We start from the raw sequence: 25,234 nt of genomic DNA on the forward strand, positions 1-25,234 counted from the left end.
GATCAGGAAAATCATCACATTATATTTCCTTTTTTCATTTTGTGGTTTTAACCAGGTAATTATGCATGATATCTCATATGGGAGGGTAAGAGCGAATGAATATGAACGAACGAATTACAGCGTGGAATGAGGAAGCACAGCAGTGCGCTTGCGGTCATCAACACCGAGTTGTGGATATGCTGATTCATCTGGAAGCTGGGGCCATTCAGAAGTTACCGGGTTATTTGTCTGAGCGAGGATACCATCAGGTGACGGTTGTTTATGATCGACATACGTTTCGGGCCGCTGGATCTGATGTCCTGAGCAGTATACGGGAAGCGGGAATTCATGTGGATGAGATCGCTCTACCGGAGAATCGTACGGGTGATATTGTTGCTGACGAAGCCGCTATTGTACAGGTCATGTTGGGTGTGAACCTGGAAAGTCAGGCAATCGTCGCCGTGGGTTCTGGTACCATCCATGATCTGGTGCGATTTGTTTGTTCCAAAATGAACAAGCCATTTCTGTCCATACCGACAGCGGCTTCTGTAGATGGGTTTACCTCTGCAGGTGCACCCTTAATTGTAAGCGGAGTCAAACAAACATTTCAGGCTGTACCCCCTGAGGCTATCTTTGCCGATATGGATATTCTGGAGCAAGCCCCCCAAGTGATGACTGCTGCCGGATTCGGAGATATGCTTGGTAAATATACTTCCCTTGCAGACTGGATCGTTTCTCGTGAACTGGGCGGAGAACCGTTCTGTCCGGTCGCATATCGGATGACAGAAGAAGCGCTGAACACCTGTATAGATCATGTACAAGCTATTGCGGAGGGACGAGCTGAAGGGGTGGCTGTATTAATGGACGCGTTAATTGTATCCGGCATCTCCATGCTGATCATTGACCATTCCCGTCCGGCGTCTGGAGGAGAACACCACCTGTCTCATATCTGGGAGATGGACCTGATGCAAGCGGGAGAGAGACCGGTTCTGCATGGTGCCAAAGTTGGCGTAGCTTGTGCATTGCTTACTGTAAAATATAAAGAACTCGCACAGTCATCGGTTGAACCGGTGTTTGGCATATATGACCATTTGCCAGAGTCTACTCAGCTCACCACATGGTTGGAGCAAGTAGGCGGACCTATATCTACTGAACAACTGGGTGTAACCCCTGAGATGGTGGAGCATGCATTCACCACAGCGCATACGCTTCGTCCTCGATATACCGGATTGAAATATATCAATGAAGTGTTAAATACGAGGTAAGGGTGGTCTTTTAGAGAGATCGGTCATGACGAAATGCATAAACTTAGCTTGTAGAGGGCTGTGATGGCTCTCTTTGGAAGCAAAAGGCGAAGAAGGGGGATCTACCTGACATTACTGACGGAAGAGCCAGGAGACTGCTTCAAGGTCGGGAGAGAAGGGGATATGGTTTCGTTTTAAAAAGGCTCTGGCCTCCTAAGAGGAGATCAGAGCCCTTTGGCTGTTCGCTCATTTAGCTGTTGCGACGATCTTTCAAGATGACATCTGCGAACAAAATAGTTTTCGGGATGCGGAAAAATTGCTCCGCTTGTTCCTGAAACGCAGCAGAAGGCAGCGTTCCCTGATGCAGCCATTTGCGGAAAGTGCCGGGATGAACCCCGATCCAGTGGCTGACATCTGTCACCGACAAATCATGGACCATACACAAGCCTGTCAGAATACGGTTACTAACCGGAGAACGGGTCACCGTACGCTTCATGAAGCGAGATGACTCGGGTTGACATATGACAGGGCTATTGCGGACAACTTCCTCATTAAAGAGAATGTGGCGCGGGTAGCCGAGTAATTGGCATGTCTTGTCCAAATTGGTACTGCCGGGTATCCGTCCTTCATACACCCACGCACTGACACTGCGTGAAGAGATGGAGAGGTCTTCAGCGAGCTGGGACAACTTGATATCATTGGCCATCAGTACGGCAAGAAGAACACGGTTGCGGATTTGACAGCGTGTCGGTTTTCGGAATCGTTTAACACGGACGCCTTTTCCCAAGTATTTACGGTTGATCAGAGACCACGCCTGGATGGAATGTTGTTCTGGTTGATTAGGCATATTTCCTCCGATTTTTTTTAACCAAATACTACAATAAACAACGGGGTACTTTCAAGTGCCGGGTTTACTGGTTACAAATGCGTCAATGCGTCAATTCACGATAAAGAGGGAACTACGAACTAGACCACGCGCAATTGACATCCTAGTATATTCCTAGATTACAATGTTTCACTAAAAATGAGAGGACAAATTGAACAGTAATAAAAATAATATAGTTCTAATTACTCATTTATAGGTCCAAAGGACTTTTATCTAATTTTTGTTGATATGATGCGGTTTATTTCCCTGATTTCCCCAAAAACATCCTCTTTTCTTCATCGGCTTGAAAAAAGGATGTGCACAAATCTGAAATGATAAATCCGCAAGTTCAGCATGACATGTGACCTGTCAAATCTCTTACTCTTACATATATTGTAGGGTACTCAAGTGTAAGGGAGAGGTGAGGAACATGAATCTATCTGTGAATACCTTTGCTGCCATCTCGGGAGCGTTTGTTACGTTTGCTTTTGGTGGATGGGATCAGTTGCTGAGCCTGCTCGCGGTCGCGATGGCTGTGGATTATATCACAGGTTTGGCAGCGGCGGTAAGAACGGGTACCGGGTTGAATAGCAACATTGGATTCTGGGGGATTGCTCGCAAAGGGCTCATGCTGACCGTTGTCTTGCTTGCCCACCGAATTGACCTGCTCATGGGAACCGATATTATCAAGGGTGGAGCTATTTATTTCTACCTGGTGAATGAACTGATCTCGATTACTGAAAATTATGCCAAAATCGGTCTTCCATTGCCTGCAAAGCTCAGACAGGCCATTGCAGTGTTGAAGAAACAGGAAGATCAGGAGTATCTGATGAATCGTGAATGGTCCAAACCGCAGCCAACCCCGGACAACATCAAGCAGCAGGGTGAAACAGGACAAACTCTGCAGGATGGCTCCCCCAAACAGACGGAGGATGGATCTCAAAAGAAATCCGAATCGAAAGAAAACGGTTCGGATTAGTTTTTCTTATCCAGAGAACGTTTCCAAGTGTCCTTTCGTAATAGAGAACGTTATGATATATTTTGGATACATGAAAATTCATTCATTTCTACTATTATACCAAACGAGGTGCTTGCCCAGATGATAAAACATATTGTCCTGTTCAAAATGAAAGATCGCTCAGCAGAAAGTATTGAAGCCGCTGCCCAGGTGCTTCGCAATCTGGAGGGCAAAATTGATGTCCTAGTTTCACTTGAAATCGGGATTGATGTGCTTCGCTCGGACAGATCATTCGACATTTCACTCACCGCAGAATTTGCTTCACTGGAGGACCTTCAGGCGTATCAGGTTCACCCGCTTCATCAGGAAGTAATCAAGTACATGAACGAAGTCAGAGAACAGTCGATCGCAGTGGACTATGAAATCTGATCTGTCATTCACACGACTTTGAAATAAAGGGGACTCTGCATGAGCGATTTAAGAGACGTTATGGAATTTCTATATATTTTTGTTGTGTTTCTAATCGCTTGTCCTGTGATGATATTCTGGCTTAAGCGAAGAGGGAAACGGAACCGATAACTCACTGAACGGAAGTGAACGAATGTATTATGTGAACAGAGAACAGATTGCCCGCCGGCTAGCTGCTGTACCGGAGGTAGCCGAAGGACTTCTCCGGGCAGCCCAGGCCTGGGATGGCAGTCTCATGCTGGGGATGGTACAGGAACGTTGTCTTCACCTGGCGATCGAGATTGTTACCGATGTGGGAAGTTATCTGATAGATGGCTTCATCATGAGAGATGCGAGCAGCTATGATGATATTATTCAGATTAATTATGAAGAAAAGGTTTTTGACAAGGATACCTATGAGATATTGCGTCAGCTTGTTACGTTACGTAAGCCGTTGGTGCAGGATTATTATAGTTGGGAGCGGTCTGAGCTCCATCCGCTTAGCGTAGAGTTGCCAGGCGTACTTGAACATTTTGCCATTCAGGTTAGCGACTACGTGGAAAAAGAACTTGGTCCTTTCAATGCGGCACAAGTCGAGGGACAGCGTAAGGAATGAGGGAAATCGCATGACGAATGAATCAAAAGAATTCAATGAAGTAAATACTGAAAGCAAAGATACAAATGAAATACCTTCTGGATTCCATCCGGTATATATGGTTGAACTCTTGTTCCGGGAACGTCCGGAGGTGGATCGCCTGCGATTGCAGGAAGCTCTGATTCGTCACACAGGACAAGTCCGGCTGGATGTGAAACAAGGGGATGGAGAGCAAGCGCATGAGATGCTGGTCTTCTATCATCTGGACCACAAGGTATCCTTTCAGGAAGGGGATATCCCTGCCCAGACCTGCATGCTTCCTGTCAATGAGATTGTGGATCGTGCACGTTTTGGCGGAGCTTTGCAGCAAGCATGGCATTGGCCTGAAGCAGGACAAGTTGTAGAAGCTGTGCGGCACTCCATCCGATTACATGACATGTTCACCGCAGCCATGCCTCGCAAACAGCGTCTGAAGCTGTTCCAGAAGACTGTACTGGCAATCATGGAAAGCTTGACCTGTGATGCGCTGTATTGGTACGGCAGTGATAAGCTGGTTGAACCGGAAGCATATACGCAAGCTCAGGAACGTGAGGAACATCTGTATGCGGCCATGAACGTTCGGATGTATCAGGCTGGAGGTACGGAAGAACAGCGCGAGTTGGTCATGGATACGGTAGGATTGTCGGCACTGGGGGTGCCTGATGTACAGTGTCACTTCGTCGGTCTTGATCCGGATACGGTCGCCCAAACCTTACTGGGTGCGGCGTATTACATATTTGATCAGGGGGATGTTCTGCAGGATGGACAGACGTTGGGTTCTTCCGGCGGACGTCGCTGGCGTTGTGAGCATCAGGCGGCACTGATCGCACCAGGGCGATATGTCATTGATTTGGACCCGGGGGATGAGCATGCGGCGGCTGATCTGGAGCCCGCTCGTCAGACCTGATTAAGCGAAGATAACGGTGAAAAGAGGACGTTTAGATTATTTTTTGAAATCTGGAGTGTCAAGTCAAGCCTGTGCTGCTTATAATGCATCAACAGAGTGGGCATTCGCCCGGATGGGTGAGCGACAGGCCGTTGCTTCTGATCCGGTACTTAAACGAAAGTAAAGGGAGAGATGTGACGTGAAGGATTCTAACAAAAGTTTGTTGTGGGGAGCTCTAATCGGCTCCGTAGTAGGTTCTGTAACAGCATTGTTGCTGGCGCCGAAATCAGGACGCGAACTTCGTCAGGACATTACGGAAGGTGCTCGTCAGGTATCGGAGAAAGGCCAGGAACTCGCTGGCAAGGTTGGAGAACAAAGTTCACAGATCGTATCCAAGGTCAAAGAGACTGCAGATGTAGTGATTCAGGATATTCAATCCTGGCGTAACTGCGCTGAAGGCAAGGAAATTCGCATATCGGCAGTCATCACAGAACCCGATACGGACAAAGCAGCAGATGAGTCCGGAATCGACATTGCAGCGACGCTTCCTGCGGATGAGTCCAAGGACGACAACTAAGCAAAGCTTGGGATAAGCAGGCTTTCCTCGGGTATAGAGGAGAGCCTGCTTTGTTGTGTGTCCACACGGTGATGACACAGCACGGGGGATTTTATTTGAACCCTGTTATAAAATCGGGTAAGATGTAGGTACCTTTTTGCCGTAACGTTCATACGGTAGGAAGAAAGCTTTGGGAAACAATCATTATTAGAACCAATTCAATGAAGAAGGAAGCGGTGTGTTCGTGCAGCAAGCAATCGCTATATTAGACTCCGGTGTGGGGGGATTGACCGTCGCCAAGGAAGTGATGCGTCAGCTCCCGCGGGAAAAGATCATTTATTTTGGGGATACTGCCCGGACACCGTACGGACCCCGTTCGTCCGAACAAGTGAAACAATTTACGGAACAAATCGTTGATTTCTTGATCCAATTCGATCCGAAGGTTATCGTTATCGCCTGTAACACAGCGACAGCAGCTGCGCTGGAGTATATCCGTGCCAAGGTGAATGTGCCTGTCATTGGTGTTATACATCCGGGAGCGCGGGCGGCAATCACAGCGACACGTACAGGACGCATTGGTGTGATTGGTACTGTGGGTACCATTGGAAGCGGGGCTTATACATCGGCGCTCAAGCAGTTGTCCCCCTATATCGATGTGGTCAGTCAGGCTTGTCCGGCGCTCGTGCCGTTGGTGGAGCAAGGTGAATTTCGTTCCGAGCACACGACACATACGGTGAAGCAATCATTGGGTGAGATCAAACAACAGCCAATCGATTGTCTTATTCTGGGTTGTACGCACTATCCTTTCCTTATGGACACCATTCAGGAGGTTATGGGACGGGAAGTGAAGCTAATCAGTTCGGCAGATGAAACGGCACGGGAAATCAGTACGATTTTATATGATAAACGAAAACTGGCCAGTGGGGATGAGACCCCGGTGCATCAATTTTTCTGCACTGGCGACCCGCGCATGTTCCAGAATATCACCCGTCGATGGTTGGGGGAGCAGATCTCCAAGACCCCTGTGGTCTGGCAGGTTACGCAATTATCATAGTTATACGCAAAATCTGCATGAATCAGACTTTTAATTAATGATTTTGGTTGTGAGTTATCCCGGAACTGTGAAGTTTCGGGATTTTTTTGTCGTGAATATGCATCAACAGGTGATGAACATGATTCATGTCACATGACGGACAACCCGACCTGCATACATATGTTACAGACACAAAATTGGTGAGAACCGGACAGGAGACCTGCCTTTTCCTGTGGAAAGGAGAGCAACATGGAACTGCAGTGGATTATCGTTCAGCGGGGAGATACGCTGCCGCGAATTGCGTCAGCACACCATATGACCAGGGAGTTACTTGCTGCACTGAACCCGGAAGCGGCCTCCCAACCTTACTTGCTGGCAGGTCAGATGCTGCGTATTGTCCCCGGGACAGGTCGCAGATACGCTGTACCGCCTGGAGAAAGTGTAGGGGAAATTGCAGGGAGATTTGGTCTGGATGAAGAGGACTTACGTCGGGTCAATCCTGAAATTTCCAATATAGCTGACTGGGTTGGTCGCTGTATTCATATTCCCGCTTCCAATGGAAAAACTATTGTCAAGATTCAGGGAGAGTATGGGTATCGAGAATTAATCAAGGATATAGACAAGCTGGAGAATCAATACCCGTTTATCGAGACGGGGTCCATTGGAACGAGTGTGATGGGGAAGTCACTACCTTATTTGCGTATCGGGCAAGGGCCGAGACATATCCATGTTAACGCTTCTGTTCATGCTAATGAGTGGCTGACATCAGCGGTTCTGATGAAGTTTATCGAAGAGTATGCCGAGGCGTATCGTGCACATAGGACATGGCATCAATACCACACAGAACGCTGGATGCAAGAGACGACCCTCTGGGCAGTGCCGATGGTTAATCCAGACGGGGTTGAACTGGTTCAGGAAGGTGTGGTCAATCAACACCCGCATGCACAGCAATTGTTAGCCTGGAATGCCGGCAGATCACATTTCACCCACTGGAAGGCCAACATCAGAGGGGTGGATCTGAATGATCAATTTCCCGCCCATTGGGATGAAGAAGCAGCGAGAAGGGGCGTGACTTCGCCTGGTCCCCGGGATTATGCAGGAACAGCACCTTTGACAGAACCGGAGGCACAGGCGTTAGCACAATGGACGCAGCAACACGCATTCGCTGCGGTCGTGTCTCTGCATAGTCAGGGTCAGGAAATCTATTGGAACTACCGTGATCTGGAACCCAGAGAGAGTGCACCGTTGTCGCGCAGACTCGCCAAAGCTTCGGGCTACAAGGCGGTGAAGCTCGGTGGCAGTGATGCCGGATACAAAGACTGGTTTATTCAAGCTTTTGGTAAGCCAGGCTTCACGGTGGAAGTCGGATTGGGGGTTAATCCGCTTCCCGTAGAACAGTTTGACGATATCTGTATTGAAGTCGGCATGTTGCTGGCTGAACTGTTAACCAATGGGTAATGCGGTTAGGCCTGGTTATGAAGGTGTGAAACTTAAGGGTAGATCATTCGTATAACAGGAACGGACGCTGTGAGCGGCGTTCCTTTTTATTTTTTTGATTCGTATGTTGCGTCATTCGTTCTGAATGGTTTTCGAACGGGTAATGATGGATGTGCCGTTTCGGCGACATATATGATTATACGGAGGGATTCAAATGAAGTGGAGAAGACTGCTGTCGTTCAAACGATGGACACAAGTTTTCAAAAGGCTCCCCCGGTTGCTCCGGGCTCCGCAGATTCCTTTGGGAGAAAAGCTGTTGTTTATTATTCCAGCGCTGTTGTACTGGGTGCTTCCTGACGTCATGCCGTTTATGCCCATAGATGATATCGGGGTCACTTTGATTCTGATGAACTGGTTTGTAAGCCGTGCAGAACGCAAATATCCCGTGCTTCAGGATGGGGCACCTTCTTAATTGGTGCTCAAATGGATAGGTTTAACATTGAATTCGCATCAATGTTATTGCGAAGAGCGGTAACTTTCTTTACAATAGATGCTGTAGTTTAAGACTGCTGAAATTGTTGAAACCAGCAATTACAATATAGGAGATGAAGAGAATGAACTGCAAAATTACGCGTAATGCTGCTAAAGTATTGAAGCTTGAATTGGACAAGCCGGAGAACGAAGGAAAAAAACTGCGTGTTGTCATCACACATGCACATGGTGACCATGCTCACTACGGGCTTGATCTCGACACACCAAAAGAAAATGATACGGTTGTATCTACTGATAAAGAGATTGATGTCATTCTCGCGAATGACCAGCCTCTGTTGAACGGTGTTAAAATTGACTATCTCTACTTCCCGGAAGAGGGATTTGTTATTACGAATCCGTCCCAAGGCAATCACGGCGACCACTAAGAAGGGGAACTCATGGCTAACGATATCCGCGTATGCGAAAAGTGTAATCATGTCCGACTGAAATCGATTGTGCCCAAGCTACAGAAAATGGCTCCAGACACGGAGATCAAGATTGGGTGCAAATCCTATTGCGGTCCTTGCGCGAAACGTGCATTTGTCTTTATCAACGGTCGGTACATCAGTGCTCCGACAGAAGAAGAAGTACTCGCCAAAGTCGCAAAGTTCGTCAAGTAAAGGATATAACAAGGTGAGTGAACGAAAAGGTTCAAACATCTGCAAGGAGGGGCAATGTGCCTCTCCTTTTTTTGCGCTTGGGTAGCAGTGAAAGGATGTGTTACTCTATAGCATCTTTGATCATTTCAGTAATTTGGAAGGTATCTTCTCGAATTTCAATGGCAATGACGGTATTACCCTTTTTCAGGAAATGTACATGTCCCAGTCGTTCTTCCTCTAATTCCACCCATCCGGTATCCGCTAACTTCTGAAAATAATCCGTTGGCGGGTAGAGTCCCTGCTCACCCCCAATATGTTTCAATTCATACTTAGCGCCTTTTTTAAGGTTGGGATCATCGGAATAAGCCATGCCTTCAATAAGCTTGGCATTGCTTGGAACTGGAATGTCTGGGTTAATGTATGATCCCGTATAACCTGTTATCTCGTATGTTGCAGGAGCGCAGCCTTGTATCCAAATGAGCAAGGGCAACATACAGAGAGTGAGTAAAAATTTTTTCAAATAAATTCCTCCTGATTGGGGATAAGTACTTCATAAACGCAGCAAGACAGGTTAAAGTTACAATAAAACACAAAAGAGGAATAAGGAAGGCTTGTGTTATCCATCCTAAAGGGGTAACAGGAACATGATAATCCCAAGGAGGAATACTCATGCCGAAGCGTTATGATTCCAGTTTGCAAGCCGATACCACCGTATCTCAGGCGCAAAATGCGGTGAACAAGCTTCATTATGCTGTATCTCAGGCCATGTCTCATCCGACGGCACAGACCATTGTACAGGCGGAACGTCGTCTGGCACACACGGAGCAGGCGATGCGACAAGCAGAGCTTTCACTCGGAGGGCAAGGTGTTGAGTTGGCAGAGGAAATGTTCATCGAGGAGAAGAGAAGATTGAATTCAATCCAGAGTCAGCACGGTCAAGGGAATTTATAACGTTCCTGTCACATCAGAACCCGCAGGGCAGCAAATGCTTTGCGGGTTCTTCATGTCTTTTAAACCACGACTCTCGATCCATGGGTCTACTCCGACAGTATGTCGAATGGTCGCTTAAAATTCTGTGAGAAGGTTAATAGAACAAGAGCAGGCAAAATTCCATACGGGAGGTACAGAATGACAAAACATATTACAGATTGTACGATTCTGAACAACGGAGTAACGATGCCATGGCTAGGATTTGGAACATATAAAGCAAAAGGTAAGGAAGTACAACAGGCGGTCGAGACGGCTTTGGAGGTCGGATATCGCAGTATTGATACCGCGTCCATCTATGGCAATGAGGAAGAAGTGGGACAAGCTATTGCAAGCAGTGGTGTTGCCCGTAACGAACTGTTTGTGACGACCAAGCTCTGGAACGAGGATCAGGGATTTGATTCAACGTTGAGAGCATTTGAAGCCAGTCAGAAGGCACTTGGACTGAATGTGATTGATCTTTATTTAATTCACTGGCCCGGCAGAGACCAGTACAAGGAGACGTGGAGAGCATTCGAACGTCTATATAGCGAAGGAAGCATTCGTGCGATTGGTGTGAGTAACTTTCAAGTACATCATTTGCAAGATATCATAGATGAAGGTGGAACGGTGCCTGCGGTGAATCAGGTAGAGTTGCATCCGGGTTTGATCCAGCAGGAACTTCAGGATTTCTGCGGGGCGCAGGGAATTCAACTGGAGGCTTGGAGCCCGATCATGAAAGGCAAGCTGAACCAAGAGTCCACCCTCAAAGCGCTGGCCCAGAAATATGGGAAAACACCGGCACAGATTATTCTGCGTTGGGACATTCAAAACCAGATTGTGACGATTCCCAAGTCGGTTACCCCGGAGCGTATTCGTGAGAATGCGAACATCTTTGACTTTGAATTGACACCGGGTGAGTTGAAGCTGATTGATGCACTGGATTCAGATAAGCGGACGGGTCCACACCCGGATCAACTGTTTTGGGATTGAGTGGGTAGGCGCTAATTGAACATAAGCGTTTGATGAACTGCTTGTGGTTGTTCCGGTTACGGAATCGTTCTTTCGATCGCTGTTGTCTCCAAATTTTTTTTGATTCCTCGTTTCAGAGGATAAAATTTGGAGACAAAGGCGAACGCTCCGCTTCTTCAGAATCGATTCCGTCCCCTCCACAGTAACTGTTCATCAAACGCAAATATATACAATGAGCTAGAGTGGTGTGTAGTATATAAAAAAAAGCAGCAGGATCGGGAATTTTCCTTGATCCTGCTGCTTTTGTGTTATTTATTCGAATCGGATGGTGGCACTGCGCAGCCGTCATCTGTGCAGACACCGCTGCCATCTGTTTCTGTTGTGTTGGATTCAACCATTGTGAACGGGGAACGCTCGTCCCATGCTTTTTGAATGGCATCCAGGAACACCTCGTCAGGCTGAGCGCCCGATACGGCGAACTTGCGGTCGAATACGAAGAACGGTACACCACGGATGCCCAGTTGCTCGCCTTCCGCTTGGTCAGCGCGGACATTGTCGGTGAATTGATCACTGGACAGCACTGACACAGCTGCATCACGATCCAGGCCGACTTCTTCTGCCAGCTGAACTAAAACTTCAGGGTCACCGGAGTGTTTACCTTCAATGAAAACAGCTTGGAATATCCGTTCACTCAGTTCAAGCGCTTTGCCTTGTGTATCCGCCCAGTGTGTCAATCGGTGAGCGGAGAAAGAATTGGTAGGGATCATGGCATCAATATTGTATTCCAGTCCTGCCGTGCGAGCATTGGCATTCATTTGGGCATTCATGCCTTGGGCCTGCTCCACGCTAATGTTATATTTGGAAGCCAAATATTCCGTATTGGTTTTGCCTGTGTTCAATGCAGCGTTCGGATCAAGCTCGAAGCTTTTGAATTGCAGCTTCACTTCGTCACGGTGAGGGAACTGTGCCAGTACATTCTCCAGGCGGCGTTTGCCGATATAACAGAAAGGACACAGAAAATCAGACCATATCTCAATATTCATTATGTTAAACCTCCATCATCCATATAGTTGAAACTAATATAGTTACAATTATAAAGCCACTTTCTATAATTCGCAAGGAGGCTGTTATTTATCCTGATATGCCTTGGACCAATGGTAAGGTTGAATCTCGTCCAGTCTTTTGAAGACCAACTGACCCGCAGGATCGTATACGGCAGCTTTAACTTCTTCACCCCAGTAAAACAATCTTTCCTGGCATACGCCGCAGGGTGTAAGGACCTTGAATTCTGAATGCTCGTCATCACGAGCGATACAGAGAGAGTGGGTGACGCGTTCATTCAATTTGTGGGCTTCCAGATAAGCTCCTGTTTCCATACACAGATGCGTCGCATCGTTGATGACCTCTGGAGCTACGCTAATCAGCAGGGAACCAGCTTCGGTATAAACAGCACCCGCACCGCCCCATCCCTGAGGATAACGTTGCTTCACAAAGCTTGCGGCTGCATCGAACAATTTCTGTTCAATATTGAGCGGTTCAGTGTGTGATGTCATGTAATGAGAGTTCCCCTTTTTAAATCCAATTCTATTCATTTCATTTCGTGTATTTGTTTCGCTTGTCATTACGATATTGCTCATTGTGATGTTGCTGCTGAACTGTCTTCCTCTCGAAAGCGCTGAATTAGATCGTAGGTAATTACGGTGTCTGAGACGTGTAAACGCTTGGTTGCTTCATCATGAGCGGGACGGCAAGCATTGATATCTGTGTTGTCACGTGTTGACAGGTCATAACAAGCGCCATTCTCGTAGATATAATCATCCGATGGAATATAGAATACAGAACTATCCGAGAATGCGCCATTACGCAGCGCAACCGTACGGGCAGACCCGTCGTATACGTCGTTACCCATATGATAATAGGGCTGGTCGGATATGCCGAGCAGATGCAGCACGGATGGCGTAATGTCCAGTTGTCCGGAAGGTTCGTTAATGATTCCGGCGGCTGCTCCGTCCGGTAAATGCACGAGCAGGGGCACCTCGTTCATGATCTGCGCCATATCCAGTTCGTTCAGTGAACGTCCCAGGAACTGTTCGTATTGTGATTGTTCCTTAATCGAATTGTCGTGGTCCCCGAAGAACATAAAGATGGTATTTTCCCATAATCCCCGATTTTTCAGATCCTCCACCATCTTGCCTAGTGCCGAATCCACGTAATGAACGGATTGCAGATAGTTACCGAACATTGTTCCCTGGAACTCGCCTACATCCAGCTGCTGTTTCTCTTTAGGCAGGGCATATGGGTGGTGACTGGTGAGTGTGATGAGGAAGGAATAGAACGGCTCGGTAACCTCACTGCTCATTTTCTCAACAGATTGCCGGAAAAAGGATTCATCAGACAGGGACCAGCCGAGCGGGTCATCCTGTGCAAAATCATTTTTACTATAAAACTTGTCATACTTCATGTTCTGATACATCGTGTACCGATTCCAGAAGCCACTCTCATAAGCGTGAAATACGTTGGTGCTGTACCCGTTATCCTTCAGAATGGAAGGAAGGGAATCATACGTATGGTCTGCATAACGTACAAACGCCGATCCGACCGGAAGTGGATGCAATGAAATATTTGCTCCAAAATCGGCATCCGATGTTCTGCCTTGACCTGTCTGGTGGTAAAAGTGACTATAATACTGACTTTCCTTCATCAGTTCATTAAAATGGGGTGTGATCTCCTGACCGCCAATGCTTTGGCCAATCATGAAGTTCATAAAAGCCTCACCCTGCACAATGATGACATTGCAGTCCTTATATTTGCCAAACAAGGCATCATTCTGCGGGGGATCTTGCTGCCTTTCAGCGAAAAACGCCTTGGCCTGTTCAACATCAGTCGGTTCAGCTTGCGGCCCGGAGCCAATGTGGTCTTTGGCATAGTTGTACAGATCATAACCGTGAAAAGCGAGGAGTCCGGTCACATTGTACATGGATACATTCCACCAGTTGTTATCGAACAGGCCCTTGGCCCATGTTTTGCTGTAAAAGTAAATCGGGCCGACGGCGAGTCCCAGCCCCAGCACAAGGGCGATGCTGCCAGCAGTGAGACGGCGGCGCATCCGCGCTTTGCGATCGTTGTACGTATAACTTCCATAACCTTGAACAGACGTACTGGAGCGCTTCGAACGATAACGTCTGCTGAACAGTACGATCGCTGCGAACGGAATGACGACAAGCCAATCGGCAAAGAACAAGAGATCACTTGTGTAGATCAGTGTAGCGATGCTGTCACCCAAAGCGTCAACTTGTCTGGCCTGCAACAATACCGGGATGGTCAAGAAATCCTGGAAATAGCGATAATACACCATATCGGCGTAGATTAGTGCTGTAAGCAGCAGGTTCAGCAGAGCGAGAGATACAATCATGCCTCTGCGAGGCAACCACCAGGTCCAGAAGGAGAGGAGCAGTAAAGATCCAATGGCGATGACTTTATCCAGCAGTCCCATCGTAATGTTATAGGCGTGAAGATTGTGATGGAGCCACATGAGTTTGAGCAGCATGAGCACAAGAAAAATAAGATATAACGTTAGTGGATGATTTAGAAGCCCGCGTGGCATGGAACTGCGCGTAGGCCGAGTGACAACCATATGTATGTCCCCCTTGCTTTCGTTGTTTTGTAATCGGAATGTAAAAATAGGGCTCCATCCATTATAGCGTGGCCTCATGTGTTTTCAACTATGCCTCAGGCAGGATCAATTCCTGCGGAAGCGAACGCCGACGATAGTGAATTCATATGATCAGAATAGCGCACAAAAAAAGTGCCCAAGCCATGGATGGCAGGAGCACTCTGTATTTGCAATACTTAAGAAGATTGTGGTGCTTTATTGCGTGGGGGCAGTGGGCCCAAATACTGATAGTACTGGGTTTCAATTCGTCCGTTGAACAATTTGCGACGTTTGTCTGCCTTATGGCCGAAGTATTCTTCAAAAGCTTTGGTCGATGTGATTGCGAAAAAGGACCATGTTGGCATTTCGAGATAACTGCGTCCTAATGAGCGAAGCAGCTTCTGAACTTCTTTTTCCTCACTTAAACGTTCACCATATGGGGGATTGGTGATGATGACACCATAATCACCCTGTGGTCTTGCGCGATGAGCGGGCAGGACACTGACTTCAATGTCTTTGGCGAAGCCGGCACTCTTGATTGCAGCCTGAGCTACTTCAATCGCTTCCGGATCGATGTCGCTGCCTGAAATCTGTAACGGGACATCGTCGCGCACAGCATCAAATGCTTCTTCGCGCGCTTGTTCCCATAATTCTTCTGGAATGACAGCCCAGTCCTCGGAGTTAAAGGTCCGACGAAGTCCTGGTGCAATGTTCCAGCCGATCATAGCGGCTTCGATCAGCATTGTGCCTGATCCACAGCATGGATCATAAAAGGGGCGGGATACATTCCAGCGACTGAGCTGAATAAGAGCTGCAGCAAGCGTTTCTTTGAGTGGCGCTTCGGTGACGAGTTTACGATAACCCCGTTTGTGCAGACCTGGTCCCGTCGTATCTAAAGTAAGCAGGGCGCGATCGTTCAGCAGAATGACCTCGATCACATAACGAGACCCATCCTCTGGGAACCACTCTGTGTCATAAGTCAGCTTCAGTTTCTCTACGATTGCTTTTTTCACGATCCCTTGGGATGCAGGCACACTGCTTAACTGAGATTTTTGGGAGCGACCCTCTACAGGGAATTCGCCGTCGGCTGGAATCCACTCTTCCCAAGGCAGTGCTTTGGTGCCTTCAAATAATTCGTCGAATGTCGTAGCGGGGAATTCACCCATTTTCACTAATACACGATCCGAACTTCTCAGCCACAGATTACACCGGCAAATATCAATATAATCTCCGGTGAAGAAAACCCGGCCGTTGTCGATCGTAACATCTTCATACCCCAGTTGTTTCAGTTCCCGGGCAACAACAGCCTCGAGTCCCATCGCCGAGGTTGCAATCAATTGCAATTGAGCCATGTGATTCATTTCAACTCCATTTCAAGCCGGAGAAGGAATATCCTTCTCTCCGCTGTATAGTGACGGCGCGGCCTTGCCGCTTTCCGTGAAAAAACTTACAATGAGAAATGCGGTGAACGTATGCATTCCTCTTTCGAGGTGATGCACCAGTCAACCGCCTGTGTTGATAACAAACATTTATTATAGAACATTGGCATCCATATGGAAAGCAGTCCAAGTGTCCAAGGAGGATTTTAGTGGTGAATCTGACCCCTGATGAATATGTGAATCAATTATTTCAAGAGGATGAGCTTTTGCTGAAAGTGAAAGAGGCCATCCGTTCGAACGGCATGCCTGAGGTTTCGGTTGCGGCGGCGTATGGGCGTTTGCTCACGTTTCTAGCCAAGACATCCAAAGCGGAAGCTGCGCTCGAAATCGGCGTGCTGGGCGGTTACAGTGGGATCTGCATTGCACGTGGTTTGCGTGAGAGTGGAACCCTGACTTCGCTGGAACTAAAAGAAGAATATGCGGCAATGGCGCGTGGTCATCTGGATGAAGGTGGTTTTGGCGATAAGGTGGAATATCGCATTGGACCGGCGGCAGACAGCCTGGAGCAATTGGAGCAGGAAGGTCGCACATTCGATTTCTTCTTTATTGACGCTGACAAGGAAAATTATCCGGTATATCTCGACTATGCCATTAAGCTGGCTCGGCCAGGTGCGGTCATTGTGGGTGACAACTGTTTCCTGCGTGGTCGTACGCTGAATCCGGACAAGCAGGGTCCGGCCGTGCTTGCTGTTCGTCGCTTTAATGAACAGATGGCAAGTGACCCGCGTCTGGTAACGACCATGTTGCCAGACTACGATGGGCTCGTACTTGCTTGGGTGAAGTAAAAGTGGGAATTTCCTAAAGATAAAACTCCGATGGAACACGATCACACGCTTTTATGCTTGTGAGGGGGCGTGTTCCATCGGAGTTTTTTAGTGGTAGTATTATGAGGAAAAAGAAGGTATGAATTTCTATATATGGAGGTGTTGATGGTTTTCTTGATTTTTCTGAGCATACAAAGAAAGAGATGACAACATTTTGAATGACCGAAAATGTGTCGTCTCTTTCTTTGTGTTTACAGATATCGTTGTAGTGGTTCTTTCTTATACTTCAGGTGTTCCATACGTTTCGAACCATTTTTTGATGGTGTCAAAATCATCACTGAAGGATAATCCCAGCATCAATAATACACGAGCTTGTTGTGGACTCAGGTTGTCGCCTGCAATGATACCTTTGCCGCCGCCATACACACTTCCTGAACCCGTCCGAGTGGTGGTCACGAAGATTACACCTTCCTCAATGGCTTTGGTACGAGCTTGTCCCATAGCTCTGGAGATGCCACCAGCTCCGGTACCGGAAGTCACGATTCCTTTGGCACCGCTGTTCACGAATCCTTCAATGGCTCCGCCTCCAGCTTCTTGATACGAGATCGCAATTTCTACTTTGGCCAGATCTGCCTTTGTGATTTTACTTAGATCAAATACGGGCTTCGCTGTGCCTTCAGGTTTCAAGGCACGTGCAGGAGCACGGTAGATTCGAATGTTTTCTTCATCAATATATCCTACTGCGCCGAGCATCGGGGTTTCAAACGTATCTGTCCGATAATCATTCGTCTTGGTTACACCGCGAGCAAGCTGGATTGTGTCATTCAACATGAGCACTGTGCCGAATGAAGTGGTACGACCACTGCCTGCAAGCTTGATTGCGTTGTACAGATTGGCTTGAGCGTCAGAGCCGATGACAGTCCATGGACGCATGGAGCCTGTGATCACGACAGGTTTGTCACTCTGAACAGTCATATCGAGGAAATAAGCGATTTCTTCCATTGTATCTGTACCCGTGGTAACGACAACACTGTCATACATTGCAAGAGCTTTGTCTACCGTCTGCGACAAGTCATAGAGGTCAGCCATGCTATAGGAACCTGAACCTGAGTTTCCGAATTGGAGCGTGCTAACATCAGCAATCTTCTGTTTATCCGGTAAGGCATCTACCATCTCTCCAATAGGAAGCGTACCTGCCTTGTAATTCTGGAAGCTGGTGGCATCCTCGGATTGACCGGCAATCGTTCCGCCAGTTCCGATCACCAATACATTAGGAAGTGCAGATTTTTTGGAAGAGTCTGGTATTGCAGGGATGGAAGTATTGCGAGCCGGAGTAGTGGTTGCTGTCTGAACAGCACCTGTTGTGCCTTTCACTTCTACCGTAGCTGCGTGCGCAGCGTAGGTTCCGATGGGGGACAACGAGATGGTTAGTGCAGTTAAAGCTGCGGTACTCCATACGGCCCAGGGACGAAGATTGGATGTTTTTCTCATGAATAGCACTCTCCTTCAAGTAAGTGTGATGTTAAGTTTGTTAAGAAGAATAGGTATACCATTTCAAATTGATTGTATTTCATGTTAAATAATATAACAAACGTAGATAACGATAGAGTAATCGGTTACATTCATAGATAATGGAAGTAAAATGATTGTTTATAAGGAATTATGAAAGAATATTCATTTTGATAGAGATAGAAAAGAACCGGTTTTAGTAGTTTTGAAGGAAAATGAGCCCTTTTAATGTTAGCTAATATTACATAATGAGTCTTTTGTCCTGATAAAACGATGTATTTTAATAAAAGAATGTCGAATTGGGACTCATATCAGAAGTAGGTAACAGAATGAGAGGATATAGTAACGCATATTAGGTAATGGGGCTCAATTACGGTCTAAAGAGTGGTTTCGTTATAGAGTTATGTTTATAATAGGGGTGATCAACATATGTAAATAAATATATAATATTGATTGGAGGAGAAACGATGAAACAGGCACCGAGAAAGTATGCAAATTATATTCCGATTCGGGAACTGGAGACTTTGGAAGAGAGGTTATCTCCCTTCAAGGTGTATGCAGAACTTCGTGATAACACTCCAGTCCGCTATGATGAGCATCGAGAATGTTGGGATGTTTTTGGTTATGAAGATGTGAAGTACGTTCTGAAAAATCCGAAACTGTTCTCTTCTGCACGTGATCGTGCCAATACGAGCATGTTGACGACAGACCCTCCCAAACACAAACAGCTACGTGATCTGGTGAACCAGGCGTTTACACCCAAGGCAATTGAAGCATTGGCTCCGCGTATTCAGGAAATCACAGATGAGTTAATTGCTCCACACCTGTCAGAAGGACATATGGAACTTATTGATGACCTTGCAACACCATTGCCCGTCATTGTCATTGCGGAATTGATCGGAGTCCCTGCGGCGGATCGTCAAAAGTTCAAAGACTGGTCTGATGTGTTGGTGAAAGGCGCACGTGACGATAGTGAGCAGGCTTTCCAGGAGTTATTGGAGGAGAAAAAAAGAAATATGCAGGAGTTGCATATCTATTTCACTGGCATTATGGAAGAACGTCGGTTGCAGCCAAAGGATGATCTGATCTCATTACTGCTTGCTGCGGAGATTGATGGTCAGCAATTGACTTCAGATGAAGTGGTAGGCTTCTGTATTCTCTTACTTGCTGCCGGTAATGAAACAACAACCAACCTGATTACCAATGCGGTTCGTATTCTGTCTGAACAACCCGAGCTGCAACAGGAGTTGCGCGAACATCCTGAACGGATTACTTCTGCGATTGAAGAGACGCTGAGATATTATCCGCCAATTGTTGCGATTGGGCGGGTCGCCAAGGAAACTGTAGAGTTGAATGGTCAGACGATTCAAGCTGGAGAGCAGGTGATTTCCTGGGTTGGAGCAGCTAATCGGGACAGTGCCCAATTTGAAAACCCGGAAGATTTCATCTCTGATCGCAAGCCGAACAGGCATATGGGCTTTGGTTTTGGCATTCATTTTTGTTTGGGTGCACCACTCGCTCGATTGGAGGCAAGGGTAGTTCTTCATACATTGCTTCAGCACATGGAACACATTCAGCTTGTGCCGGGAACGGTTCTGCAACCGATACAAAGTGCCTTTGTGTTTGGTGTGAAACATTATCCGATACAATACAATTTAATAAATAAATAAATAAATAAATGGCACGAATGACAAAAGCCGCTTTCAGGCCAATTAGGCGCTGGAAGCGGCTTTTTCAAATGAAACAGTAAGATGGACTCATTAAGAAATGGATAGGGAATCAGGATTCCCGAATCGAAGCAGGTTTGTTATACAATTTGAATCTGACCCAAACCATATTAAGCAGCAGCAGTCCGCCAGAGACGATAAACAGACCTTCGATCCCGATGAATCCAGCCATAAAACCTCCAATGATCGCTCCAAGCATGTTGCCCAGCGCCAGAGTACTCGTATTAAAACTGAATGCACGGCTGATCATGCTATCGGATGTATAGGAACGGATCAGGGCATTAACACTCGGAAGCAGGCCACCCATGAACACACCCATCATGAATCGGACAAGAATGAGCTGCCACACCGTCTGAACAAATGCCTGCGGAATAAGCATGAGTCCTGTTCCTATGAGGGAGAACGTAAGCACCTTGTGAGGGCCGATCCGGTCACTGAGCTTCCCAAGAATCGGAGACATGGCCATATTGGATAGTCCCGTGACTGCACCGACAAGTCCTGCCCAGAAGGCCACATTTACATCCGAAGCATGTAGTTTTCGCACATACAGCGGCAAGAGTGACATAGGGCTAATCATGGCAAACTGCAACAGAAACGTCACAGCAAACAGTGCGGGAAGTTGAGGTGACTTGTTCAATTCCTTCAGACCGGACAATACGGATTGTGCCGGCAGTTTGGCTGCTTCTTGACGGTCGAATTTCTCTCTCACCAGGAACATGGCGAGCATGGACGCGACGAAGATCAGACCACCTGTAATGTAGAAAATGGGGCGGAAGCCTACCGCATCGGCTAGCAATCCACCAATGAGCGGACCCAGGATCGTGCCGGCAACCTGCCCGGACTGACTGATTCCCATGGCGAAACCCATCCGGTCCTTCGGTGTGGTACCTGATATCAGCGCAACAGCTGCAGGATTGAAACCGGAGATTGTACCGTTAAGCAAACGCAATAAGAGAAGCTGCCAGGGATTTTGTGCCAGACCCATAAGGGCAATCACGATGGCCATCCCGAATCCCGAGCGTAGCAGCATAACTTTTCGGCCATACTTGTCCGATAACTTGCCCCAGAGCGGTTGGAACAAAAATGAGGTGAGGAAATTGGCTGCAAAAATAAATCCGGCCCAAATGCCAATTTCATGTTCGCCAACAACGCCCAGATCTCTTGCGAGATAAAGAGACAAAAATGGGGTAATCATGGTCATGCCCGAATTGACCAAAAATTGTCCGAACCAAAGCACAATGAGGTTAACTTTCCACGTTTTCAAAGTGCTTTCACTTCCTTTCAAAGATATTTCTGTAATTCTCTAAAAAACACCATTCTTTCATTATAACATAATTGGCATATGGGGGAGCCGTGTAAGGAATGTCATAGTATTGTCACGTAGAACGCATCTGCATGTGGTTGTTACGGCAGTTTAAAAAGGGCATAATGGTAATTATGAGTCCAAAAACTATTGGAGGCTTCTTACATGAGCTATAATGATCGACTGATTCGGGCAAGTTTCAAACAACAGGTCGACCGTGTTCCGGTATGGTACATGCGTCAGGCTGGACGTTACGATCCTGAATATCGCAAGATTAAAGAAAAGTACTCCTTGCTAGAAATCTGCCAACAACCCGAGCTGGCGGCTGAAGTTACACTCATGCCCGTACGCAAACTTGGTGTAGATGCGGCTATTTTGTATTCCGATATTATGAATCCGGTTGCCTCACTGGGCATTGATTTTGACATTGTAAAAAATATTGGTCCAGTTATTGATAATCCTATTCGATCTGCTGCAGATGTGGATCGGCTGCGTCCCATTGACGTAGAAGGAGATCTGTCACATATTCTGGAAACCATTCGAATCCTGGATAAGGAGCTTAACGTGCCTCTGATTACGTTTGCGGGCGCACCTTTCACGATTGCGAGCTATCTGATTGAAGGACAGCCTTCGAAAGGTTACATCCGCACGAAAACGATGATGTACAGCGAGCCTGAAATGTGGCACAAGCTGATGCAGAAGCTTGGTGATATGGTAATTACATATATCCGTGCGCATATTGCGAATGGTGGTAAGGCATTCCAGTTGTTTGACAGCTGGGTTGGAGCACTCTCTCCCAAAGACTTCAGAACATATGTGTTGCCTACGATTACCCGTATCTTTACCGAATTATCGGATTTGAATGTACCGAAAATCTATTTCCCTGGTGTCGCCTCGGGTGAATTGTTGCCTGTGCTGCATAATCTGCAAGCCGATGTAATTGGATTGGACTGGAGAGTATCGATTGCGGAAGGGCGTCAACGACTTGGCGGCAAATTTGCCGTGCAGGGTAACCTGGACCCCTATGTGCTGACTGCACCAATGGAACTGATCAAGGAACAAGCTAAAGTGATTATCGACGAAGGAATCAAGGAGCCGGGGTATATTTTCAACCTGGGGCACGGACTATTTCCTGAAGCTTCTCTTGATAAGCTCAGAGAACTAACGGCATATATTCATGAATATTCTGCCGAAGCAATGAAGACTGGGGTGGCGATAACGAATGACTAATACTGTAGGTGTACTGGTGATGTCATACGGCACACCGGAAAATATGGAAAGTGTTGAAGCGTATTATACACATATCCGCAGAGGGCGTCCGCCTGAACCGGAGCAATTGAAGGAACTGACGGATCGATATGAAGCCATTGTTGGCGGTGTATTCCCGCTTCGGGAGAACACGGACAATCAGGTCAAGGCTCTTCAGGAGACGTTAAACCGCGATGAGCGTGGGAGTGGCGTGGAATTCCGTTGTTATCAAGGACTGAAGCATGCCTATCCGTTTATTGAGGATGGCGTGGAACAGATGGCGAAGGATGGAATTCAGACAGCCATTGGTATTGTACTGGCTCCGCATTTCTCAACGATGAGTGTAGGCAGTTATATCAAACGAGCGCGGGAAAAAGCAGAAGAACTGGGCGTTCATATGTCCTTTATCGAGAGCTATCATCTGCATCCGAAGTTAATTCAGGCCTTGTCCACGCGTGTCAGTGCCAAGTTGGATGCGTTCGAGGAAGCCGGAGCAAAACGCGGAGATGTGAAAGTGTTGTTTAGTGCTCACAGCTTGCCAGCACGTATTGTGGAGATGGGTGATCCATACCCGCAACAATTACTGGAGACTTCGGAAGTGATTGCCTCACGTGTAGGTATTACCAATTGGCAATTTACTTGGCAAAGTGCCGGACGAACAGCTGAACCGTGGCTTGGACCAGATATCCTCGATACGTTACAGGAACTTTCCCGTGAACAGGTAGAGGATGTACTTGTGGCACCAATCGGGTTCGTTTCGGATCATCTCGAAGTGCTCTATGATCTCGATATTGAGGCCAAATCGATTGCCAAAGAGATCGATATGCGCCTGATGCGTATTGATTCTCTCAATAGCGATCCTCTGTATATGGAGACGTTAAGCGATGTTATTATAAGCCAATGGCAGCAAGGGTCGGATGAGTAATGGATGACAAGAAACGCCGCGTTGTTGTTGTCGGCGGTGGCCTCACCGGCCTCAGCGCGGCATTTTATATCCGCAAGCATTACCGGGAAGCAGGAGTTGAACCCGTGATTACTTTGGTCGAGAAAAGCTCGTCTATGGGGGGCATGATTGAGACACTGCACCGGGATGGATTTGTGATTGAAAAAGGGCCGGATTCTTTCCTGGCTCGCAAAACAGCAATGATTGACCTGGCCAAAGAATTGGAGATTGATCATGAGCTGGTAAGTCAGAATCCGGAGTCGAAGAAAACGTATATCATGCAGCGTGGCAAGCTTCATCCTATGCCAGCAGGACTCGTTCTTGGTATTCCGACAGAACTAAGACCTTTCCTGAGAAGTGGTCTGGTCTCTCCTGCCGGCAAACTGCGGGCGTTGATGGACTTTGTCATCCCGCCGCGTCGTACAACAGAGGATGAATCGCTCGGTTATATGATTGAGCGACGTCTTGGAGCAGAAGTGCTGGAGAACTTGACCGAACCGTTGCTCGCAGGAATCTATGCAGGTGATATGCGGCGATTGAGCCTCCAGGCTACCTTCCCGCAGTTCGGAGAAGTAGAGCGCGATTACGGCAGCTTGATCCGGGGCATGATGACAGGTCGCAAACCGACTGAGACGCATACCGGAACAAAACGGAGCGCTTTTCTGAACTTTCGCCAGGGACTGCAGAGCCTTGTTCATGCACTCGTCCATGAGTTGCAGGATGTGGATCAACGTCTGAACACCGCGGTGAAGTCGCTGCAACGTCTTGATGGAGCGCAGACCAGATATAGTGTTGAACTGAGTAATGGCGAAATGCTTGAAGCCGATGATGTAGTGGTTACCGTGCCAACGTATGTCGCGTCGGAGCTGTTGAAGCCTCACGTGGACACAGCGGCTCTGGACGCAATTAATTATGTGTCCGTAGCCAATGTGGTGCTCGCTTTTGAGAAAAAAGAGGTGGAGCATGTATTCGACGGATCAGGTTTCCTCGTTCCGCGGAAAGAGGGCCGGAATATTACGGCTTGCACGTGGACATCAACGAAATGGCTGCATACCAGCCCGGACGATAAAGTCTTGCTCCGCTGTTATGTTGGTCGCTCTGGTGACGAACAGAACGTAGAGCTTCCGGATGAAGTGCTTACCGATCTGGTTCTCAAGGATCTGAGAGAAACCATGGGTATCGAAGCGGTGCCGATCTTCTCCGAGATTACACGGCTTCGTAAATCAATGCCACAGTATCCGGTGGGACACCTCCAACATATTGCCGCCCTTCGTGAAGAGCTTGGCAGTAAGTTACCGGGTGTGTATATTGCAGGTGCGGGTTATGAGGGCGTAGGCTTGCCTGATTGCATCAGACAAGCGAAGGAAATGTCTGTTCAGGCTACACAAGAGCTTGGGGCAGATTAAGCACAGCAGGGAGCTGTCTCGAACGTAGATTTATCTACTGGAGAGATGGCTTTTTTTACATGAAGATCTGGAAGCTAACCGAGTTAATACCCTTTCAATCGATACAGTTCCAAGGAATGATGGAAATCCAGAATAT

At 47.4% G+C, this 25,234-nt stretch carries 25 protein-coding genes and 1 pseudogene; 18 read left to right on the forward strand and 8 right to left on the reverse strand.

The annotated features are described in order from the left end of the window. Positions 1–95 precede the first annotated feature (95 nt). Positions 96–1,244 (forward strand): sn-glycerol-1-phosphate dehydrogenase, encoded by a 1,149-nt coding sequence (locus AC1S8V_RS10110; RefSeq protein ID WP_482073499.1) that lies wholly within the window; start codon positions 96–98, stop codon positions 1,242–1,244. A gap of 229 nt (positions 1,245–1,473) precedes the next feature. Here the strand turns inward: AC1S8V_RS10110 and AC1S8V_RS10115 are convergent, their stop codons facing one another. Then, a complete protein-coding gene (locus AC1S8V_RS10115; RefSeq protein WP_482073500.1) occupies positions 1,474–2,070 on the reverse strand; it encodes an XRE family transcriptional regulator in 597 nt (198 codons plus the stop codon). 448 nt (positions 2,071–2,518) lie between these two features. On the opposite strand from AC1S8V_RS10115, the pseudogene AC1S8V_RS10120 reads away from it, so the two are divergent. The 10 genes and pseudogenes from AC1S8V_RS10120 to AC1S8V_RS10165 form a co-directional block, all read left to right on the forward strand. Then, a pseudogene (locus AC1S8V_RS10120) lies at positions 2,519–2,902 on the forward strand (phage holin family protein); the annotation flags it as partial. 285 nt (positions 2,903–3,187) lie between these two features. Beyond that, a complete protein-coding gene (locus AC1S8V_RS10125; RefSeq protein WP_282322020.1) occupies positions 3,188–3,475 on the forward strand; it encodes a Dabb family protein in 288 nt (95 codons plus the stop codon). A gap of 172 nt (positions 3,476–3,647) precedes the next feature. After that, the gene (locus AC1S8V_RS10130) at positions 3,648–4,109 is read left to right on the forward strand and encodes a DUF86 domain-containing protein (RefSeq protein WP_482073501.1); all 462 of its coding nucleotides are present in this window, start codon (positions 3,648–3,650) and stop codon (positions 4,107–4,109) included. Between the two features lie 10 nt (positions 4,110–4,119). Next, complete coding sequence (locus AC1S8V_RS10135; RefSeq protein ID WP_482073502.1) at positions 4,120–5,034, forward strand: DUF4261 domain-containing protein; 915 nt, start codon at positions 4,120–4,122, stop codon at positions 5,032–5,034. A gap of 178 nt (positions 5,035–5,212) precedes the next feature. Continuing rightward, positions 5,213–5,590, forward strand: coding sequence for a YtxH domain-containing protein (locus AC1S8V_RS10140; protein ID WP_482073503.1), 378 nt, complete (start codon positions 5,213–5,215; stop codon positions 5,588–5,590). Between the two features lie 223 nt (positions 5,591–5,813). Continuing rightward, complete coding sequence (gene racE, locus AC1S8V_RS10145; protein WP_482073504.1) at positions 5,814–6,623, forward strand: glutamate racemase; 810 nt, start codon at positions 5,814–5,816, stop codon at positions 6,621–6,623. Positions 6,624–6,851: 228 nt separating this feature from the next. After that, a complete protein-coding gene (locus AC1S8V_RS10150) occupies positions 6,852–8,060 on the forward strand; it encodes a M14 family metallopeptidase (RefSeq protein WP_482073505.1) in 1,209 nt (402 codons plus the stop codon). A gap of 193 nt (positions 8,061–8,253) precedes the next feature. Beyond that, positions 8,254–8,511, forward strand: coding sequence for a hypothetical protein (locus AC1S8V_RS10155; protein ID WP_440388047.1), 258 nt, complete (start codon positions 8,254–8,256; stop codon positions 8,509–8,511). 142 nt (positions 8,512–8,653) lie between these two features. Beyond that, positions 8,654–8,956, forward strand: coding sequence for a heme biosynthesis protein HemY (locus AC1S8V_RS10160; protein WP_036670085.1), 303 nt, complete (start codon positions 8,654–8,656; stop codon positions 8,954–8,956). Between the two features lie 12 nt (positions 8,957–8,968). Further along, on the forward strand, positions 8,969–9,190 hold the full coding sequence (locus tag AC1S8V_RS10165; RefSeq protein ID WP_017689421.1) for a YuzB family protein: 222 nt from the start codon (positions 8,969–8,971) through the stop codon (positions 9,188–9,190). Between the two features lie 100 nt (positions 9,191–9,290). Here the strand turns inward: AC1S8V_RS10165 and AC1S8V_RS10170 are convergent, their stop codons facing one another. Continuing rightward, positions 9,291–9,689: a hypothetical protein gene (locus AC1S8V_RS10170; protein ID WP_482073506.1), complete on the reverse strand. Its 399-nt coding sequence runs from the start codon at positions 9,687–9,689 to the stop codon at positions 9,291–9,293. 149 nt (positions 9,690–9,838) lie between these two features. On the opposite strand from AC1S8V_RS10170, the gene AC1S8V_RS10175 reads away from it, so the two are divergent. Next, positions 9,839–10,120, forward strand: a complete 282-nt coding sequence (locus tag AC1S8V_RS10175) for a hypothetical protein (RefSeq protein ID WP_076209046.1) — start codon at positions 9,839–9,841, stop codon at positions 10,118–10,120. Between the two features lie 177 nt (positions 10,121–10,297). Beyond that, on the forward strand, positions 10,298–11,128 hold the full coding sequence (locus AC1S8V_RS10180; protein WP_482073507.1) for an aldo/keto reductase: 831 nt from the start codon (positions 10,298–10,300) through the stop codon (positions 11,126–11,128). Between the two features lie 287 nt (positions 11,129–11,415). Here the strand turns inward: AC1S8V_RS10180 and AC1S8V_RS10185 are convergent, their stop codons facing one another. The 4 genes from AC1S8V_RS10185 to AC1S8V_RS10200 all read right to left on the reverse strand — a co-directional run bounded on the left by AC1S8V_RS10185 (position 11,416) and on the right by AC1S8V_RS10200 (position 16,111). Beyond that, entirely contained in the window at positions 11,416–12,150 is a 735-nt protein-coding gene (locus AC1S8V_RS10185) for a DsbA family oxidoreductase (RefSeq protein WP_482073508.1), read from the reverse strand. 84 nt (positions 12,151–12,234) lie between these two features. Continuing rightward, complete coding sequence (locus AC1S8V_RS10190; protein WP_482073509.1) at positions 12,235–12,660, reverse strand: cytidine deaminase; 426 nt, start codon at positions 12,658–12,660, stop codon at positions 12,235–12,237. A gap of 80 nt (positions 12,661–12,740) precedes the next feature. Then, positions 12,741–14,741 (reverse strand): LTA synthase family protein, encoded by a 2,001-nt coding sequence (locus AC1S8V_RS10195; RefSeq protein WP_482073510.1) that lies wholly within the window; start codon positions 14,739–14,741, stop codon positions 12,741–12,743. Between the two features lie 215 nt (positions 14,742–14,956). Continuing rightward, positions 14,957–16,111 (reverse strand): THUMP domain-containing class I SAM-dependent RNA methyltransferase, encoded by a 1,155-nt coding sequence (locus AC1S8V_RS10200; RefSeq protein WP_482074441.1) that lies wholly within the window; start codon positions 16,109–16,111, stop codon positions 14,957–14,959. Between the two features lie 239 nt (positions 16,112–16,350). On the opposite strand from AC1S8V_RS10200, the gene AC1S8V_RS10205 reads away from it, so the two are divergent. Continuing rightward, a complete protein-coding gene (locus tag AC1S8V_RS10205; RefSeq protein WP_482073511.1) occupies positions 16,351–16,983 on the forward strand; it encodes an O-methyltransferase in 633 nt (210 codons plus the stop codon). Between the two features lie 258 nt (positions 16,984–17,241). Here AC1S8V_RS10205 and AC1S8V_RS10210 read toward each other — a convergent pair whose 3' ends face one another. Further along, entirely contained in the window at positions 17,242–18,453 is a 1,212-nt protein-coding gene (locus tag AC1S8V_RS10210) for an asparaginase (RefSeq protein ID WP_482073512.1), read from the reverse strand. Between the two features lie 485 nt (positions 18,454–18,938). On the opposite strand from AC1S8V_RS10210, the gene AC1S8V_RS10215 reads away from it, so the two are divergent. Further along, positions 18,939–20,141, forward strand: coding sequence for a cytochrome P450 (locus AC1S8V_RS10215; protein ID WP_482073513.1), 1,203 nt, complete (start codon positions 18,939–18,941; stop codon positions 20,139–20,141). A gap of 109 nt (positions 20,142–20,250) precedes the next feature. Here AC1S8V_RS10215 and AC1S8V_RS10220 read toward each other — a convergent pair whose 3' ends face one another. Continuing rightward, positions 20,251–21,462: an MFS transporter gene (locus AC1S8V_RS10220; RefSeq protein WP_482073514.1), complete on the reverse strand. Its 1,212-nt coding sequence runs from the start codon at positions 21,460–21,462 to the stop codon at positions 20,251–20,253. A gap of 204 nt (positions 21,463–21,666) precedes the next feature. On the opposite strand from AC1S8V_RS10220, the gene hemE reads away from it, so the two are divergent. The 3 genes from hemE to hemY are packed head-to-tail and all read left to right on the forward strand — an operon-like array spanning position 21,667 to position 25,098. Further along, complete coding sequence (gene hemE, locus AC1S8V_RS10225; RefSeq protein WP_482073515.1) at positions 21,667–22,731, forward strand: uroporphyrinogen decarboxylase; 1,065 nt, start codon at positions 21,667–21,669, stop codon at positions 22,729–22,731. Further along, the gene (hemH, locus tag AC1S8V_RS10230) at positions 22,724–23,674 is read left to right on the forward strand and encodes a ferrochelatase (protein WP_482073516.1); all 951 of its coding nucleotides are present in this window, start codon (positions 22,724–22,726) and stop codon (positions 23,672–23,674) included. The genes hemE and hemH overlap by 8 nt, the downstream gene beginning before the upstream one ends. After that, on the forward strand, positions 23,674–25,098 hold the full coding sequence (gene hemY / locus AC1S8V_RS10235) for a protoporphyrinogen oxidase (RefSeq protein WP_482073517.1): 1,425 nt from the start codon (positions 23,674–23,676) through the stop codon (positions 25,096–25,098). Before hemH ends, hemY begins: the two co-directional genes overlap by 1 nt. The last annotated feature ends 136 nt before the right edge of the window (positions 25,099–25,234 follow it).

The organism is Paenibacillus sp. B46(2026), from assembly GCF_056786355.1.

What these genes read in the sequence shown, in the direction of transcription:
- AC1S8V_RS10110 (WP_482073499.1), top strand. Translation starts at nt 96, where the DNA reads ATGAATATGAACGAACGAATTACAGCGTGGAATGAGGAAGCACAGCAG.
- AC1S8V_RS10115 (WP_482073500.1), bottom strand. Translation starts at nt 2,070, where the DNA reads ATGCCTAATCAACCAGAACAACATTCCATCCAGGCGTGGTCTCTGATC.
- AC1S8V_RS10125 (WP_282322020.1), top strand. Translation starts at nt 3,188, where the DNA reads ATGATAAAACATATTGTCCTGTTCAAAATGAAAGATCGCTCAGCAGAA.
- AC1S8V_RS10130 (WP_482073501.1), top strand. Translation starts at nt 3,648, where the DNA reads ATGTATTATGTGAACAGAGAACAGATTGCCCGCCGGCTAGCTGCTGTA.
- AC1S8V_RS10135 (WP_482073502.1), top strand. Translation starts at nt 4,120, where the DNA reads ATGACGAATGAATCAAAAGAATTCAATGAAGTAAATACTGAAAGCAAA.
- AC1S8V_RS10150 (WP_482073505.1), top strand. Translation starts at nt 6,852, where the DNA reads ATGGAACTGCAGTGGATTATCGTTCAGCGGGGAGATACGCTGCCGCGA.
- AC1S8V_RS10155 (WP_440388047.1), top strand. Translation starts at nt 8,254, where the DNA reads ATGAAGTGGAGAAGACTGCTGTCGTTCAAACGATGGACACAAGTTTTC.
- AC1S8V_RS10160 (WP_036670085.1), top strand. Translation starts at nt 8,654, where the DNA reads ATGAACTGCAAAATTACGCGTAATGCTGCTAAAGTATTGAAGCTTGAA.
- AC1S8V_RS10165 (WP_017689421.1), top strand. Translation starts at nt 8,969, where the DNA reads ATGGCTAACGATATCCGCGTATGCGAAAAGTGTAATCATGTCCGACTG.
- AC1S8V_RS10175 (WP_076209046.1), top strand. Translation starts at nt 9,839, where the DNA reads ATGCCGAAGCGTTATGATTCCAGTTTGCAAGCCGATACCACCGTATCT.
- AC1S8V_RS10180 (WP_482073507.1), top strand. Translation starts at nt 10,298, where the DNA reads ATGACAAAACATATTACAGATTGTACGATTCTGAACAACGGAGTAACG.
- AC1S8V_RS10185 (WP_482073508.1), bottom strand. Translation starts at nt 12,150, where the DNA reads ATGAATATTGAGATATGGTCTGATTTTCTGTGTCCTTTCTGTTATATC.
- AC1S8V_RS10190 (WP_482073509.1), bottom strand. Translation starts at nt 12,660, where the DNA reads ATGACATCACACACTGAACCGCTCAATATTGAACAGAAATTGTTCGAT.
- AC1S8V_RS10195 (WP_482073510.1), bottom strand. Translation starts at nt 14,741, where the DNA reads ATGGTTGTCACTCGGCCTACGCGCAGTTCCATGCCACGCGGGCTTCTA.
- AC1S8V_RS10200 (WP_482074441.1), bottom strand. Translation starts at nt 16,111, where the DNA reads ATGGCTCAATTGCAATTGATTGCAACCTCGGCGATGGGACTCGAGGCT.
- AC1S8V_RS10210 (WP_482073512.1), bottom strand. Translation starts at nt 18,453, where the DNA reads ATGAGAAAAACATCCAATCTTCGTCCCTGGGCCGTATGGAGTACCGCA.
- AC1S8V_RS10215 (WP_482073513.1), top strand. Translation starts at nt 18,939, where the DNA reads ATGAAACAGGCACCGAGAAAGTATGCAAATTATATTCCGATTCGGGAA.
- hemE (WP_482073515.1), top strand. Translation starts at nt 21,667, where the DNA reads ATGAGCTATAATGATCGACTGATTCGGGCAAGTTTCAAACAACAGGTC.
- hemH (WP_482073516.1), top strand. Translation starts at nt 22,724, where the DNA reads ATGACTAATACTGTAGGTGTACTGGTGATGTCATACGGCACACCGGAA.
- hemY (WP_482073517.1), top strand. Translation starts at nt 23,674, where the DNA reads ATGGATGACAAGAAACGCCGCGTTGTTGTTGTCGGCGGTGGCCTCACC.